The sequence below is a fragment of the Arthrobacter sp. UCD-GKA genome (assembly GCF_001863355.1).
Classification (GTDB): Bacteria; Actinomycetota; Actinomycetes; order Actinomycetales; family Micrococcaceae; genus Paeniglutamicibacter.
Window position 1 is genome coordinate 1 of sequence record NZ_MOLR01000007.1, and the last position, 16,147, is coordinate 16,147.

The 16,147-nt window shown below is 62.0% G+C and carries 13 protein-coding genes and 3 tRNA genes; 15 read left to right on the forward strand and 1 reads right to left on the reverse strand.

The window, feature by feature from the left end; all coding sequences use genetic code 11:
- The first annotated feature begins 474 nt into the window (after positions 1–474).
- From BLJ79_RS13085 to thiL, 9 genes are all read left to right on the forward strand, one after another.
- Positions 475–1,236, forward strand: coding sequence for a fumarylacetoacetate hydrolase family protein (locus BLJ79_RS13085; protein ID WP_071215208.1), 762 nt, complete (start codon positions 475–477; stop codon positions 1,234–1,236).
- A 131-nt stretch (positions 1,237–1,367) separates the two neighbouring features.
- Positions 1,368–2,873: a glutamate--tRNA ligase gene (gene gltX / locus BLJ79_RS13090; RefSeq protein ID WP_071215209.1), complete on the forward strand. Its 1,506-nt coding sequence runs from the start codon at positions 1,368–1,370 to the stop codon at positions 2,871–2,873.
- Positions 2,874–2,892: 19 nt separating this feature from the next.
- Positions 2,893–3,663, forward strand: coding sequence for an HAD family hydrolase (locus BLJ79_RS13095; RefSeq protein WP_071215210.1), 771 nt, complete (start codon positions 2,893–2,895; stop codon positions 3,661–3,663).
- Positions 3,664–3,778: 115 nt separating this feature from the next.
- Positions 3,779–3,850: transfer RNA gene (locus BLJ79_RS13100), tRNA-Gln, on the forward strand.
- Positions 3,851–3,918: 68 nt separating this feature from the next.
- Positions 3,919–3,991, forward strand: a tRNA-Glu gene (locus BLJ79_RS13105).
- A gap of 49 nt (positions 3,992–4,040) precedes the next feature.
- Positions 4,041–4,116 (forward strand) — tRNA-Glu (locus BLJ79_RS13110).
- 184 nt (positions 4,117–4,300) lie between these two features.
- Complete coding sequence (locus tag BLJ79_RS13115; protein WP_071215211.1) at positions 4,301–6,040, forward strand: dynamin family protein; 1,740 nt, start codon at positions 4,301–4,303, stop codon at positions 6,038–6,040.
- Positions 6,041–6,159: 119 nt separating this feature from the next.
- Positions 6,160–7,677 carry a GTPase gene (locus tag BLJ79_RS13120; RefSeq protein WP_502686100.1) on the forward strand — a complete coding sequence of 506 codons (1,518 nt, stop codon included), beginning with the start codon at positions 6,160–6,162 and terminating at the stop codon, positions 7,675–7,677.
- Positions 7,664–8,683: a thiamine-phosphate kinase gene (gene thiL, locus BLJ79_RS13125; protein ID WP_071215213.1), complete on the forward strand. Its 1,020-nt coding sequence runs from the start codon at positions 7,664–7,666 to the stop codon at positions 8,681–8,683. The genes BLJ79_RS13120 and thiL overlap by 14 nt, the downstream gene beginning before the upstream one ends.
- Before the next feature lie 80 nt (positions 8,684–8,763).
- On the opposite strand, the gene BLJ79_RS13130 is transcribed toward thiL, so the two are convergent.
- Positions 8,764–9,483, reverse strand: coding sequence for an IclR family transcriptional regulator (locus BLJ79_RS13130; protein WP_071215214.1), 720 nt, complete (start codon positions 9,481–9,483; stop codon positions 8,764–8,766).
- A gap of 112 nt (positions 9,484–9,595) precedes the next feature.
- Between BLJ79_RS13130 and leuC the strand changes: the two genes are divergently transcribed.
- From leuC to BLJ79_RS13160, 6 genes are all read left to right on the forward strand, one after another.
- Positions 9,596–11,053, forward strand: coding sequence for a 3-isopropylmalate dehydratase large subunit (leuC, locus tag BLJ79_RS13135; RefSeq protein ID WP_071215215.1), 1,458 nt, complete (start codon positions 9,596–9,598; stop codon positions 11,051–11,053).
- A gap of 9 nt (positions 11,054–11,062) precedes the next feature.
- The gene (leuD, locus tag BLJ79_RS13140) at positions 11,063–11,665 is read left to right on the forward strand and encodes a 3-isopropylmalate dehydratase small subunit (RefSeq protein WP_071215216.1); all 603 of its coding nucleotides are present in this window, start codon (positions 11,063–11,065) and stop codon (positions 11,663–11,665) included.
- Between the two features lie 209 nt (positions 11,666–11,874).
- Complete coding sequence (gene murA, locus BLJ79_RS13145) at positions 11,875–13,203, forward strand: UDP-N-acetylglucosamine 1-carboxyvinyltransferase (RefSeq protein ID WP_071215217.1); 1,329 nt, start codon at positions 11,875–11,877, stop codon at positions 13,201–13,203.
- Between the two features lie 19 nt (positions 13,204–13,222).
- Positions 13,223–13,990: a lysophospholipid acyltransferase family protein gene (locus tag BLJ79_RS13150; protein ID WP_071215218.1), complete on the forward strand. Its 768-nt coding sequence runs from the start codon at positions 13,223–13,225 to the stop codon at positions 13,988–13,990.
- Positions 13,991–15,022: an NAD(P)H-dependent glycerol-3-phosphate dehydrogenase gene (locus BLJ79_RS13155; protein WP_071215219.1), complete on the forward strand. Its 1,032-nt coding sequence runs from the start codon at positions 13,991–13,993 to the stop codon at positions 15,020–15,022.
- A complete protein-coding gene (locus BLJ79_RS13160; RefSeq protein WP_286135399.1) occupies positions 15,019–16,143 on the forward strand; it encodes a D-alanine--D-alanine ligase family protein in 1,125 nt (374 codons plus the stop codon). Before BLJ79_RS13155 ends, BLJ79_RS13160 begins: the two co-directional genes overlap by 4 nt.
- Positions 16,144–16,147 lie beyond the last annotated feature (4 nt).

Genomic DNA, 16,147 nt, shown 5'->3' on the forward strand with positions numbered 1-16,147 from the left:
GGCCGACAAACCAAACTCTTGCTATCCCGCAAGGCACCCGAGGCCAAGCTCCTCCTGGAGCTCTACGAACGCTTCAAGCACCTGCAGCAACGCTTCAAGGACAGCATCCTGATCACCTGAACCGGTGAACCAACCCATCCAAACGACCAGGAAGAAGCCCAGCTCGGCCGACAAACCAAACTCTTGCTATCCCGCAAGGCACCCGAGGCCAAGCTCCTCCTGGAGCTCTACGAACGCTTCAAGCACCTGCAGCAACGCTTCAAGGACAGCATCCTGATCACCTGAACCGGTGAACCAACCCATCCAAACGACCAGGAAGAAGCCCAGCTCGGACACGTGGAACCCGACGCCCCATACCGGCGACACGGCAACCATCGGCGTGCCCCTAAACAGCAAAACCGCCAACCACGAACCAAAATACGAAATCAGCGGCTTGCCATCACCTTATGAAATGGCTGGGCTAAGCTGTAACCCATGCGTATTGCTCGTTTTGTTGTTGACAGTGACCCCATGTACGGCGTCGTGGAAGATGACGAGGTCATCGTCATCGCCGGAGACCCGTTCTTCCAAGGAATCAAACCAACCGGTGCCAAGCACAAGCTTGAGGACGTCCGCCTGCTTGCCCCGATCATTCCCCGCTCCAAAGTCGTGTGCTTCGGACGCACCTATGCAGACCATGCTGCCGAGCTCGGCAACTCCGTGCCCGCCGAGCCCTTGATGTTCCTGAAGCCGAACACCGCGGTGGTCGGCTCCGGCGATCCCATCACGTTGCCAAGCTTCTCCGAGGAAATTTCCTATGAGGGTGAGCTTGCGGTGGTCATCGGTCGCATCTGCAAGGATGTCCCGGCCGAGAAGGCCCAAGACGTGATCTTTGGCTACACCATTGCCAATGACCTCACCGCGCGCGATGCCCAGCGCACGGACGGCCAGTGGGCCCGTGCCAAGGGCTGGGACGGCTCCTGCCCGCTCGGTCCGTGGATCCAGACGGAATTGGACCACGATGACACGCAGCTGACCACCCGACTGGACGGAAAAGTCGTCCAGGACGGCAACACCTCCGAAATGGTGTGGGGGATCAACGACCTGGTGGCCTATGCCTCCCAGGCCTTTACCCTGCTTCCGGGCGACGTGATCCTCACCGGCACCCCGGCAGGCGTCGGCCTGGTCACCGAAGGACAGCGCGTGGAAGTCGAGATCGAGGGAATCGGCACGCTGAGCAACACGTTCCGCCGCTAATCTCCCTGATTGATCGCTTTCACAGTTTGGCCCCGGCTTCCGGGGCCAAACGTGGTTAAGGGGCGCTGGGTTGCGAGGACAGCCGCGTGCTGGCCGGTTGATTTCCTGTCGCGGCATAGAATGGTCACATCATGACTGATGTATCCCTCATTCCCACCGTGACCGATGAAACCCCCGTCCGCGTACGCTTCTGCCCGTCTCCGACCGGCACACCGCACGTAGGCCTGATTCGCACCGCCCTGTTCAACTGGGCCTATGCGCGCCACACCGGCGGAAAGATGATCTTCCGCATCGAAGACACCGACGCCAAGCGAGACTCCGAAGAGAGCTACCACCAATTGCTTGATGCGTTGGATTGGCTTGGGATCACCTGGGATGAGGGTGTCAACGTCGGGGGACCGCACGAGCCATACCGCCAGTCCCAGCGCGGCGACATCTACCAGGATGTCATTGCCAAGCTGCGCGCCGGCGGCCACGTCTATGAATCCTTCTCCACCCCCGAAGAAGTCGAGGAACGCCACAAGGCAGCAAGCCGCGATCCGAAACTGGGCTACGACGGCTACGACCGCGACCTGAGCGAGGAGCAGATCGCTGCATTCCGCGCCGAGGGCCGCGAGCCGGTGCTGCGCGTGCGCATGCCGGACGAAGACCTGACTTTCACGGACTTGGTCCGCGGGGAGATCACCTTCAAGGCCGGCTCGGTTCCCGACTTCGTCGTGGTCCGCGCCAACGGCCAGCCGCTCTACACGCTGGTTAACCCGGTCGATGACGCGCTGATGGGAATCACGCACGTGCTTCGTGGCGAGGACCTGCTTTCCTCCACCCCGCGCCAGATTGCCTTGTACCGTGCGTTGATTGCCATCGATGTTGCGAAGTACATGCCGCTCTTTGGCCACTTGCCTTACGTGATGGGCCAGGGAAACAAGAAGCTTTCGAAGCGCGACCCCGAATCCAGCCTCTTCCTTCACCGGGACCGCGGCTTCATTCCGGAGGGCCTGCTGAACTACCTGTCGTTGCTGGGCTGGTCGCTGAGCGCGGATGAGGACATCTTCACCCGGGACCAGCTCATCGAGGCGTTCGACGTCCACGACGTGCTGTCGAACCCGGCCCGCTTTGACATCAAGAAGGCCGAGGCCATCAACGGCACCCACGTGCGCATGCTGGAGCCGGAAGACTTCCGCGCCCGTTTGGTTCCCTACCTGCAGGCCCACGGCTTGGTGGGGGAGACGCTCACCGATCGCCAGAACGAGATCCTTGCCGAGGCGGCACCCCTTGTCCAAGAGCGCATCACGCTCCTGGGCGAGGCGCCGGAAATGCTCGAGTTCCTCTTCAGGGAGGATTCGTCCATTGAACCGGCAGCCGACGCCTTGAAGGGTCTCCCGGAGAACACCGCCGAGGTTCTTGACGCCGGCCTGGCCGCGTTGGAGGCTGCACCCGAGTGGAGCGCCGAGACCATCCAAGACGTCTTGAAATCCGCCTTGGTCGAGGGGCTTGGCATCAAGCCTCGCCACGCCTTTGGACCCATCCGCACCGCGGTGTCGGGCAAACGCATCTCCCCGCCGCTCTTTGAATCCATGGTGATCCTAGGCAAGGAATCATCCCTGAGCCGCGTACGCGCATTCCGGGCCACCCGGTAACCAGGAGCAAACAAGAATCGTGCATAACGCGACCAACGCCCTCAACCCAACTCACGGAGCATCCTCCGCGGCCCGGGTTGAGGGCGTTCTTTTTGACATTGACGACACCCTGGTGGACCTGAACTCCGCTTCGATCAAGGGCTTTCACCAGCTCACAGCAGAAGACTTCCGGGATATTCCAGCCGCACTGCGCGAGCATGCGGCCCGGGACTATGCGGATGACGGTGCGGGGGCCTACGAGCGCTACATGGCCGGGGAACTGACATTCCTTGGCCAGCGCGCCGAACGCATCCGCCGGGCCTATGGACTTGTGGGCGTGGAAGCGCCAGCGGCCGAAGCTATCGGTCTGTGGAGCGCCCGCTACGAGGACGTGGTCCAAAGCATGTGGGCACCGTTCCCCGATGTCCATGACTGCCTGGATGCGCTGGATGCGCTTTCCATTCCTTACGGAGCCGTGAGCAACAACGTGGAGGACTACCAGCGCAACAAGCTGTTGCTGGCAGGTCTCGAGCGCATCGCGGTGCTCGTGGGTTCAGACACCGCCGGTGCGCCAAAGCCGGATCCACGTCCGTTCCATGCCGGGTGCCGGCTCTTGGGAACCAGTATCGACGCCACGCTGTATGTTGGCGACAACCCGGTCAACGACGTGCAGGGTGCCAAGGCCGCGGGACTGCAGGGAATCCTATTGGATCGTGCGGCAGATCACAAAAACGGGTCTGCCGGAATTCTGCAAAATCTCGGATCCCTAGCGTCGATAATCCGCGGAAATTCGGGGTTTTTGGGTGCCTAGGCACCTAGTGAGCCCCCGATTTGTACTTTCTGCGGATCCGCCGGTATAGTTATTTCTCGTGCTGAGGCGCAGGAAAGCTTCCGAAAAGGAAAGCCGGAGAGCGAATCAAGCGCTGTGGGGTATGGTGTAATTGGCAACACACTGGTTTCTGGTACCAACATTCTAGGTTCGAGTCCTGGTACCCCAGCGTCACGGTCTTCGCGAAAGCGGAGACCGGTCTGCTTGGGGGATGAAAGTCCTCCAAGCAGAGCATACGGCCCCATCGTATAGCGGCCTAGTACGCTGCCCTCTCACGGCGGTAACGCGGGTTCGAATCCCGCTGGGGTCACGATTCAATTGAATCGGACGGCAACAGTCCTAAAACGTTGCAGCTATGCGGCCCCATCGTATAGCGGCCTAGTACGCTGCCCTCTCACGGCGGTAACGCGGGTTCGAATCCCGCTGGGGTCACCAGCGCAAAGGTTCCAAACCAAGGTTTGGAACCCTTTGTATTTAACCGGTAGTTTCGGATTTTTCCCGGCTAACTCCGCACAGCTTGCGGATAAAGAGCCCAAGTCTTTGGCATGATGTAGTGGTGACTACTAGTAATGGCTCCGGACCCGAAGGTTCGCCACACCTCTCTGCAGTTCCAGCAGACATGGAAGCCATCAATCTGCTCACCGACGTCCGTACCGATCTATCGGGCAACATCCTTCCCCTGGACATTGCGGGTGTTGCCCAGATCCGTGAAAACGCCCGCACCGCAGTGGAACAGCTCGACGACTACATCCTGCCGCGCTACCGCAGCCTAGATGCACCGCTGCTCGCCGTTGTTGGCGGATCCACCGGTGCCGGAAAATCCACGCTCGTCAACGCGATTGTGGGCCACCCGGTGACCCGTGCCGGCGCGATCCGGCCCACGACGCGCCAGCCCATACTTCTGCACCACGAGCTGGACCGCCCCTGGCTGGTAAACGACAGGATCCTTCCCGGCCTGCGTCGCATCACCGGAAGTACCGTCAGCCGCAACCAATCGATTCCGGCGAGCCTAGCCGGTGCCACACCGGACGCCGCCCTGACCGATTCAATCATCCTGCTCCAGGACGATGCCGTCCCGCGAGGCCTGGCGATCTTGGACGCCCCGGACGTGGATTCCATCTCGGATGAAAACCGCCGCCTCGCCGGTCAGCTGCTGGCCGCAGCAGACCTATGGATCTTTGTCACCACTGCCAACAGGTACGCGGACGCCGTTCCCTGGAAGCTGCTATCGGAGGCAGCTGGCCGCAACATCACCGTCGCCGTAGTCCTGGACCGGGTCCCCGCCGGAGTCGAGGACGAGATCGCCAATGACCTGCGTGGCATGCTCCAGCGAGAAGGACTCGGCGGGGCCGAGCTTTTTGTGGTTCCGGAGCTCGATCTGGACGAGATGGACATGCTGCCGGGTATCGCCGTTGCGCCGCTGAAGGCGTGGCTGGGCGAACTGGCGGACAACAGCGAATCGCGCGCCGCCATAGCCCGCCAGACCCTTGCCGGGGTTCTTGGCAAACTTGCCGACCGCGGGGACGTCATTGCCGAGGCCATGGGGGAACAGGATGCCAGCGGTAGCAGGCTGGCCCAATACGCGGAGGAAGCCTTTGCCCAGGCCCACGCCGGAATCCTCGCCAGCGTTCAAGACGGAACCTTGTTGCGTGGCGAGGTCTTGGCGCGTTGGCAAGATTTTGTGGGAACCGGTGAATTCTTCCGATCCCTCGAGTCAGGGATCGGCAGGTTGAGGGATCGGATCGGTGCCTTCTTCACCGGCAAACCCAAGCCCGTGGACAACATCGAGGCCGCCATCGAAAGTGGTCTGCATGCAGTCGTCGTCGACCAGACGGCCAAGGCGAGTGAAACCACCGAGGAACGCTGGAGAGCCGACCCCGCTGGCAAGGGGCTGGTCGGGACCGCCAATCTGGGAGCCCTCTCCGAGGGATTCTCCGACAGGGTTGCCGAGCAGGTGCGAGCCTGGCAGGGAGACCTGATGGGCATCATCCGCACCGAGGGCGCCAACAAGCGTATGACCGCTCGCATGGTGTCCTTTGGCGTCAACGGGGTTGCCGTTGCGCTCATGGTCGTGGTCTTTGCGTCCACCGCTGGCCTGACCGGGCTGGAAGTCGGTATTGCGGGCGGGTCGGCAGTGGTCGGGCAAAAACTTCTCGAGGCAATCTTTGGGGAGGACGCCGTGCGCAGGCTTACCAAGCGTGCCAAGGATTCCCTGGCGGCCCGGTGCACAGATCTTCTCGAGACGGAGAAGGAACGTTTCCTTGTCCGTTTACAAGGTATTCCCAGCACCGAGGACGCCAAACGAATGAAACAGAATTCGGCTGCCATACGCCGACTGGCCCGGGAGCAAGGTGCATGAGCCGCCGCCGTCAAACCACGACCACCAGCCCGCTCGAGCTTCGACTAGAAGCTCTCAAGGAAGCCACGGAGTTGGGGGCCGACCGCATCGACGTTGCGGTGAGTGAAGCTTCCTGGAAGATGCTCGAACGCGCATCAACGCGCAGGACACTTTCCGCGGAACACACCGTGGTCGGATTTTTTGGAGCCACCGGCAGCGGAAAGTCTTCATTGTTCAATGCCGTCGCCGGACAGGACCTCGCGAGGGCTGCAGCAACCAGGCCAACCACAAGCCAGCCACTGGCCGGAATCTGGGGCCGCACCGGTTCCGATCCGCTGCTTGATTGGTTGGGCGTCCAGGAACGCCATGTGCTTGACTCACCCTTGCGCCTGGAAAAGAAGGGAATCTTTGGATCGGAAAAGGAAGCCAGCGGGCTGATCCTCCTTGACCTGCCTGACTTCGATTCCACGGTCGCAGCAAACCGCGAGATCGCCACCAAGCTTGCCGGGCAGGTCGACGTGTTGATTTGGGTCCTTGATCCGCAAAAATACGCGGATGCCGCAGTTCACCACGACTTCATCMGACCACTGGCAACCCACGGTTCGGTCACCCTGGTGGTGCTGAACCAGATCGACAAGCTCAGGGACAATGAGCGTCAACCGGTGATGGATTCCTTGCGCTCGATACTTCTGGCAGACGGCCTGGCCAACCCAAGGTTGCTGGGGGTCTCGGCGCTGACCGGCGAAGGCTTGGACCCATTGCGCCAGGAAATTGCCCGAGTGGTCACTGAACGCGGGGCCACCACACGCCGGCTAACCGCCGACGTGGCGGGCATTGCCGAGCGGATGGGCGAAGGCTCTTCCATGAAAGAGCTTGCTCTTCCTTCGGAACCCGCGAAGAAGTCGCTCACGGGCGAACTGGCAGCAGCAGCCGGGGTCGACACCGTGGTGGATGCCGTGCGAAGCTCGTATCGTCTTGATGCCCACAAGAAAACCGGCTGGCCGCTAACCCGGTGGCTGGCAAAGGTTCGTCCGGATCCGCTGCGCCGGCTCAACCTAAAGAGCACGGAAGTGAATCCGAAGCTCAACCGCACCTCCTTGCCGGCCCCCGGCGCCGCGCAAAAGGCCCAAGCCGATACCGCGGTCCGCCGCTATGCAGACCAAGCCGGTGAAGGTGCACCCGAAGCCTGGCAGGGTTCAATCCGGCGTGCGGCGCGAGCGGGCCAGGAAACCCTGCCCGATGAATTGGATCAAGCCATAGCCAACACCGATATCGGTGCAACGAAGGGCGCCTGGTGGTGGCCGATGGTCTCCGTCATCCAATGGATTTCGCTTGTCACTGCCCTGGCCGGAGCGCTCTGGCTGGGGGCGTTGTTCGCTGCGCAATACTTCCAATTCACTGTGCCCGAGGTTCCCAAGATAGAAGGGTTCCCCGTCCCCACGCTCATGGTCGTCATCGGCATACTATTGGGAATCGTCCTGGGGCTTGCCACGGGACTGGTTGCCCGGATCGGGGCGGCGGGGCGTGCCCGAAAGGCCCGCAAAGCTCTCCACGCTTCCGTGGCAAAAGTCGCGAGCCGAGCGGTCATTGAACCGGTCGGCGCTGAAATCACCAGACACAATCTTTTTATTGGAGCCTTGGAACGTGCCAGAAACTAATGTACTGACCGTCGGAAGCCTTGGGGAAAGCGGGCTTTTGGCAAGGATCCTGCCGCGGCTGAAAGGTGCACCCGCCCTGCTTGGGCCGGGAGACGACGCCGCACTGATCTCGGCGCCGGACGGCAGGTTCGTGATCACGGTGGACACCCTGGTGCAGAACCAGGATTTCCGGTTGCGCTGGCCCAGTGGATTTGAAAGCAGCGGCTTTGACGTTGGATGGAAGTCGGCTGCCCAGAACCTGTCGGACGTGAATGCCATGGGGGCATTTGCAACATCCGCGGTGATTTCCCTGACCCTGCCCCATGAGACACCGGCATCCTGGGTGGAAAACCTGGCGGAGGGATTCAGCGCGGCCGTTCGCGACCTTGGCGCCAGCCATTGTGCAATTGCCGGGGGAGATCTCGGCCGGGGGAGCGAACTATCCATCACGGCGGCCGTCACGGGAAGCCTTGCGACCGAAAAGCCGGTGTTGCGCAGCGGCGCAAGGCCGGGTGATGTGGTGGCGGTCAACGGCGTCCTGGGAGTTGCCGCCGCAGGCCTATCACTGCTTGAGTCCCAGGTCTCCCACCTCGAGTGGACCGAAGCCGAGCGCGTGCTGGTCTTTGGCCAGCGTTGTCCGGCACCGCCATTGGCCGCCGGGCCGGAAGCTGCCTTTGCCGGAGCTACGGCGATGATGGACCTCTCGGACGGCCTGCTCAAGGACGGGCGTCGGATGGCGATTGCCAGTGGTGTGGATATTGATTTCAACACCCAGACAATGGTCAAAGACCTTCATCGCCTGGCTCCCGCTTCCGAGCGCCTTAAAAGGAATCCCATGGATTGGGTGCTCGGGGGAGGAGAAGACCACGGACTACTGGCCACGTTCCCGAGTGCCGAGAATCTGCCGAAGGGTTTCCGGGTGGTAGGCACGGTCAAGAAAAGCGCCGGTGGCATCAACGGGCCCTTGGTATTGCTTGATGGCAAGCAAACTCAATCCCCCCAGGGATTTGACCACTTCGACGGCTGAGCGGGCAGGCCTCGTAAATCCCCCAATGACGTACATGCCCAGGCATTAAGGTACAGCCCTCTTGCAGACGGGCATCGTTGCTAATCGCCGGTCTTGCGAAGTGCGTCACTCAGGGCATTGGCCGTCTGGACCACCACTTCCTGGTGCGCCCGGCCCGGTTGGCGGGAAAGACGTTCGATCGGTCCGGACATGGAAACCGCGGCGATGACACGACCCGAAGGCCCTCGGACGGGCGCCGAGACCGAAGCCACGCCGGGCTCACGCTCACCGAGACTTTGGGCCCAACCGCGGCGCCGGACTCCGGCAAGAATGGTAGGGGTGAACCGGGCTCCGTGCAGCCCATCCAACAAACGTTCGTGGTCCTCCCACGCGAGCAGGACCTGGGCGGCAGAACCGGCTTTCATGGAAAGCTGGGTTCCTACGGGAATGGTGTCCCGCAAGCCAACGGGACGTTCGGCTGAGGCCACACACACGCGGTAGTCTCCCTGCCGGCGGAACACCTGGGTGCTTTCGCCTGTGGAGTCCCTCAATTGGAGCAGCAGCGGGCCGGCCGCGGCAATCAGCCGGTCCTCACCGGCCGCCGAGGCTAGTTCGACGAGGCGACCACCCAGCACGAACCTGCCGTGGATGTCCTTGCCGACCAACCGGTGGTGCACCAGGGCCTGCGCCAGACGGTGCACGGTCGGCCTCGAGATCTTGGTCAGTGATACGAGCTGGGCCAGGGAGGTGGGCCCCGCTTCAAGGGCATTGAGGATGAGGGCCGCTTTGTCGATGACGCCAACGCCACTTGATGTGTCCATAGTTTGATATTGCAGTCTCACTATTTGAGATGCAAGTCCGTGTAGTGGATATTACGAGGGTTGCGATGGAACAGTTGAGACATAGGATTTTAATCAAGTGAGGGAGTCGGTCATGGCCGCACACCAGGCAGCACAGACGCTGGCCGAAAAAGTATGGAACGCGCACGTGGTGCGCAAGGGAGACGGGGCAGGCGCTGCGCGCCAGCCCGACCTGATCTATATCGACCTGCACCTGGTTCACGAGGTGACTTCCCCGCAGGCATTCGAGGGCCTTCGCCTCGCCGGGCGCCCGTTGCGCCGACCCGACCTGACGATCGCCACCGAGGATCACAACACCCCGACGCTGGACATTGACAAGCCGATTGCCGACCTGACCAGCCGCACGCAGATCGAGACCCTGCGCAAGAACTGCGCCGAGTTCGGCGTGCGCCTGCACTCCCTCGGTGACAAGGAACAAGGCATTGTCCACGTGGTCGGTCCCCAGCTGGGTCTCACCCAACCGGGAATGACGGTCGTCTGTGGCGACTCGCACACCTCGACCCATGGTGCCTTTGGTGCCCTGGCGTTCGGCATCGGAACCTCCGAGGTCGAGCACGTGATGGCGACCCAGTCGTTGTCATTGAAACCTTTCAAGACCATGTCGATCAACGTCGAGGGAACACTGAAGCCGGGTGTGACCGCCAAGGACATCATTCTGGCCGTGATCGCCAAAATTGGCACCGGCGGCGGACAGGGCTATGTCCTGGAATACCGGGGTTCGGCCATCCGTGCGCTGTCCATGGACGCCCGCATGACCATTTGCAACATGTCGATCGAAGCCGGCGCCCGCGCCGGCATGATCGCACCGGATGCAACGACCTATGAATATCTCAAGGGCCGCCCGCACGCCCCGCAGGGTGCCGACTGGGATTCCGCGGTGGCCGAATGGGACACGCTGGCAACCGACGAGGGCGCAAGCTTTGACGCCGAGGTGTTCCTGGATGCCGATACCTTGGAGCCCTTCGTCACCTGGGGCACTAACCCAGGTCAGGGAGTCTCACTTTCGGAGACCGTGCCGGCCCCCGAAGACTTCGAGGACGAAAACGCCCGCGCGGCCTGCGAGCGTGCGCTTGAATACATGGACCTGAAGGCCGGGACGCCCATGAAGGAGATCCGGGTGGACACCGTCTTCCTGGGTTCCTGCACCAACAGCCGGATGGAAGATCTCCGTGCGGCCGCTGCGATCATCGAGGGTCGGGAAAAGGACCCCGAGATCCGCATGATCGTGGTCCCGGGGTCCGCGCGGGTTCGCCTCGAAGCCGAGGCTGAGGGACTGGACAAGATATTCAAGGACTTTGGTGCCGAATGGCGTTTTGCCGGGTGCTCCATGTGCCTGGGCATGAATCCGGACCAGCTCGCGGAGGGGGAGCGTTGCGCTTCCACTTCCAACCGCAACTTCGAGGGTCGCCAGGGCAAGGGGGGTCGCACCCACTTGGTCTCCCCGCTTGTCGCCGCGGCCACCGCCATCCGGGGGACCCTGTCCTCGCCGTCCGACTTGGATGCCCCCGCAGCGTCCACAAAAGCAGCCTAAGGATTCATCATGGAGAAAATCACCACGCATACCGGAATTGGTGTCCCGCTGCGCCAAAGCAATGTCGACACCGACCAGATCATCCCGGCCGTCTACCTCAAGCGCATCACCCGCACCGGTTTTGAGGACGCCCTGTTTGCCGGCTGGCGCAAGGACTCTTCCTTCATCCTGAACCAGGAGCCGTTCTCCAAGGGCTCCGTCCTGGTTGCCGGCCCCGACTTCGGCACCGGGTCCTCCCGCGAACACGCGGTGTGGGCGCTGAAGGACTATGGCTTCAAGGCCGTCCTTTCGTCCCGCTTCGCTGATATCTTCCGCGGAAACTCCGGCAAACAGGGATTGGTTGCCGCCGAGGTGGCCCAGAGCGACATCGAATTGATCTGGAAGGAAATCGAGAACCATCCGGGCACCGAGGTCACGGTTGACCTCGAGGCACGTACGGTTACCTGCGGTTCGATCATTGCCCCGTTCGCCATCGACGATTACACCCGCTGGCGCCTGATGGAGGGGCTCGATGATATCGGCCTGACCCTCCAGCACGAGGAAGAGGTTACGGCCTTTGAAGCCCAGCGTCCGGCCTTCAAACCAACCACCCTGCCGGCACGTTACTCCTGAGTATTAGCTCACCGCGTAACCTGCTCTCATGTTCCGCTCATAGTCGCTGATCACCGGCGGAATGCGGTGGATCCGGCCGGTCCGGCGCCCTTAGACGCGACCGGCGTTACACCTTCCATGCAGCCCCCGGCAATGTCGGGGGCTGTATGCTTGCTTAGTCTTACCTTCGGTTTCGAAGGCCAAACAATTGTGGTGAGGTTCTTAAGTTCATGGCGAAAGTCCTAACGATTCATGGTGGCGTGCCACTCAAGGGAAAAGTGACCGTCAGGGGTGCCAAGAACCTGGTCCCCAAGGCCATGGTCGCGGCTCTTCTGGGGGATTCACCCTCTGTCTTGCGCAACGTCCCGGAAATCAAGGACGTTGCCGTTGTCACCAGCCTTCTGAAGATCCACGGTGTCACCGTGACCAAGGACGAGGCCACGGGCGACCTGACCATGGATCCCAGTGGCACCAAGACCGCCACGAGCAATGAGATCGATACCCATGCCGGGGACTCCCGCATCCCGATCCTTTTCTGCGGCCCACTGCTGCACAGCCTGGGCGAGGCACTGATCCCCAACCTTGGTGGTTGCAAGATCGGCGACCGCCCCATTGATTTCCACCTTGATGTGCTGCGCCACTTCGGAGCCGAGATCGACAAGGCCGGCCCGCTGGGCACGAGCATCCGGGCCCCGCACGGGTTGACCGGTGCCAAGATCTCCCTGCCGTACCCGAGCGTTGGCGCCACCGAACAAGTGCTGCTGACCGCCGTGCGTGCCAAGGGCACCACCGAGGTCGAAAACGCGGCCATTGAGCCGGAAATCCTTGACTTGATTTCCTTGCTCCAGAAGATGGGCGCAATCATCACGGTGGGCCGCGACCGCGTCATTCGCATCATCGGTGTCGAACGCCTCAGTGGCTACAACCACAAGGCACTGCCCGATCGCAACGAGTCCGCCTCCTGGGCATCCGCGGCATTGGTCACCAAGGGCGACATCTACGTCGAAGGCGCAGCCCAGCGCGACCTTACCGCGTTCCTTCACACCTACCGCCAGATCGGTGGCGAGTTCGAGGTCACCGATGACGGCATCCGATTCTTCCACCCGGGCGGGGAACTCAAGCCCCTCATCCTTGAAACAGACGTGCACCCGGGCTTCATGACCGACTGGCAGCAGCCTCTGGTTGTGGCGCTGACCCAGGCCACCGGCGTTTCCATCATCCACGAAACCGTGTATGAGAACCGTTTCGGCTTCACCAACGCCTTGGTTGAAATGGGTGCCCGCGTTCAGCTGCAYAGCGAATGCCTCGGTGCGATCCCGTGCCGTTTCGGCCAGCGCAACTTCCAGCACTCCGCCGTGATCACCGGGCCGACCCCGCTGGTCGGGGCCGACATTGACATCCCGGACCTGCGCGGCGGATTCTCGCACCTGATTGCGGCACTCGCGGCCGAAGGCACGAGCCACGTCACCGGGATCGAACTGATCAACCGCGGGTACGAAAAGTTCATGGACAAGCTCACTGACTTGGGTGCGCGCGTCGAGATGAATGAAATCGCCTGATCCGCATAGGCTGACTTGCATGAAAGAATCTCGCGGTACAAAAACCGCGTTTGCCATCGCGGCCGGAATCGTTCGGCCGATCATGAACCTCATGATCAGCCGAACGTGGCGGGACTTCGACAAGCTGCCCGAGGGCGGTTTCATTCTGTGCCCCAACCACGTGACGGAAATCGATCCGCTGGTCGTGGGCCACGCGATCTACAGCTCCAAGCGCTACCCGCGGTACCTGGCCAAGGAATCCTTGTTCAAGGTGCCGGTGCTCGGCACGATCCTGCGCAACACCGGACAGGTTCCCGTGGCCCGCACCTCCGCAGGAGCATCCCAGTCGCTGAAGGCCGCACGTGAGGTACTTGATGCCCACGGCGTCATCGTCATTTACGCCGAGGGTACCTTGACCCGGGATCCGGACCTGTGGCCCATGCGTGGGCACACCGGTGCCGCGCGTCTTGCCCTGCAGACCGGTGCCCCCGTCATTCCCATGGCGCACTGGGGTGCCCAGGAATTGTTCCCCCGCTATGCCAAGGGCCTGAAGCTCTTTCCCCGCAAACGGGTAACGGTCATGGCCGGGGACCCTGTCGACCTTGACGACTTGCGGGATGTCCCCTTGACCCGAACAGTCCTCCTCGAGGCCACCGAACGCATCATGCAAGCCATTGCCAAGGATGTGGGCGTCCTGCGTGGCCAGGAGCCACCGACGGTCCTTTGGGATCCGGCGGACCATGGCCAGGCCGCCCAAGGCCGCAATTTCGACAACGGGGCCCCGACGAACAAAACGAAGGACAAATAGATGAGGCCCGCACCAAGGAAGATTGCCGTCATGGGCGCCGGAAGCTGGGGAACCACCTTTGCCAAGGTGCTTGCCGACTCCGGAGCCGCTGCTGGCACAGAGGTCATGATTTGGGCCCGCCGTGACGAGGTGGCCGTGGAGATCAACACGCGCCACACCAACTCGCGCTACCTGCGCGAGACGAAGCTCCCCGGCAATATTTCCTCGTCCTCCAGCACCGCCAAGGTGCTGGCCGGGGCCGAATTGGTGGTCCTGGCTGTCCCGGCCCAAAGCCTGCGCGAGCAGCTGCGTTCCTTCAAGGAATTCCTGGAATCCAACGCCGTGCTCATGTCCCTGATGAAGGGCCTTGAACGCGACACCGATGCGCGGATGAGCGAAGTCATCTCCGCCGAGGTGGAAATTTCCCCGGAACGAATCGCAGTCCTTTCCGGACCCAACCTGGCCATGGAAATTGCCCGCAAGCAGCCAACCGCCTCCGTGGTGGCCTGCACGGACATCGATACCGCCACGTGGATTGCCACGCTCTGTTCCACCGACTACTTCCGCCCGTATACCAACACCGATGTCATTGGCGTTGAAATCGGGGGCATTGCCAAGAACGTCATTGCCCTGGCCGTGGGAATCTGCGACGGACTGGGCATGGGCGACAACACCAAGTCCTCAATCATCACCCGAGGCCTTGCCGAGACCACGCGCCTCGCCTTGGCGCTTGGTGGAAGCTATGAAACCCTTTCCGGCCTTGCCGGCCTGGGTGACCTTGTCGCCACGTGCTCCTCCTCGCTCTCGCGCAACAACACTGCGGGCCGACTGTTGGGCCAGGGCCTCTACCTGGACGAGGTCAACGACCGCATGTCGCAGACCGCCGAGGGCATCAAGTCGGGACGGGCCGTACTGGACCTGGCGACACGCCACAACGTAGAAGTACCCATTACCGAGGCCGTGGTCATGGTTCTGGAAGGCACGCTCAGCGTGGAGAACATGGGAGCTCGCCTGCTGGGGCGTCAACTAAAGTCTGAAGGTGAACTCAAGTGAGTCAAGTAAACAACCACAAGCCCCGGGTCATGCTGCTCTTTGGCGGCCGCTCGTCCGAGCACCCGGTCAGCTGCGTCACCGCCGCCGGCGTTCTTGAAGCAATCGACCGCGACAAGTACGAGGTCGTGCCAGTAGGCATCACCCGCGAGGGAGCCTGGACCCTGGTGGACCAGGACGTCACGACTTGGTCGCTGGCCAACAGCCAGAAGCCAGAAGTGACCGCAGGCAACGAGGTCCTGCGCCTGACGGGCGAGCCAGGAAGCCACGAACTGCTCGCCTCGGACGCAGCGCACGCCGTGCGCAGCCTGGGCGACATTGATTTGGTCTTCCCGCTGCTGCATGGCCCGTTCGGCGAGGATGGATCCTTGCAGGGAATGCTGGAGATGGTTGACGTTCCCTATGTTGGTTCCGGCATTGCCGCCAGTGCCATTGGCATGGACAAGCATTTCATGAAGGTGGTCTTTGAGGCCGCCGGATTCGCGGTGGGCCCCTACGTTGTTATCCATGACAAGGAATGGGAACGTGACCAGGATGCCTGCCTGGAATCCGTCAATGGACTGGAATACCCGTTGTTCGTCAAGCCGGCCCGTGCTGGTTCGTCCGTGGGGATCAGCCGGGTGGACAGCCCGGACGCACTCGTCGCCTCCATCGAGGCAGCACGCATCCACGATCCAAAGGTGATTGTGGAAGCGGGGATTGTGGGCCGGGAAATCGAGTGCGGTGTCCTTGAAGGACGCGGCTCGCTGCCGCCAAGGTCCTCCATGCCTGGTGAAATCGTAGTGGACAATGCAGGCCACACCTTTTACGACTTTGATGCCAAATACGTTGACGGGGCTGCCGCCCAGCTCAGCTGCCCCGCGGTCCTTGATGCAGCAGCCACCGAGGAAGTGCGTCGACTGGCCGCCGACGCTTTCGACGCCGTGAATGCCGAGGGCCTGTCCCGTGTTGACTTCTTCTACACGCCAGAGGGCAAGTGGATCATCAACGAGATAAACACCATGCCCGGCTTCACCCCGTCAAGCATGTACCCGCACATGTGGTCCAAAACCGGATTGGGCTACGCCGAACTCATTGACGAATTGATCCACCTGGGACTGAACCGGAAAACGGGTCTTCGCTAAGAGC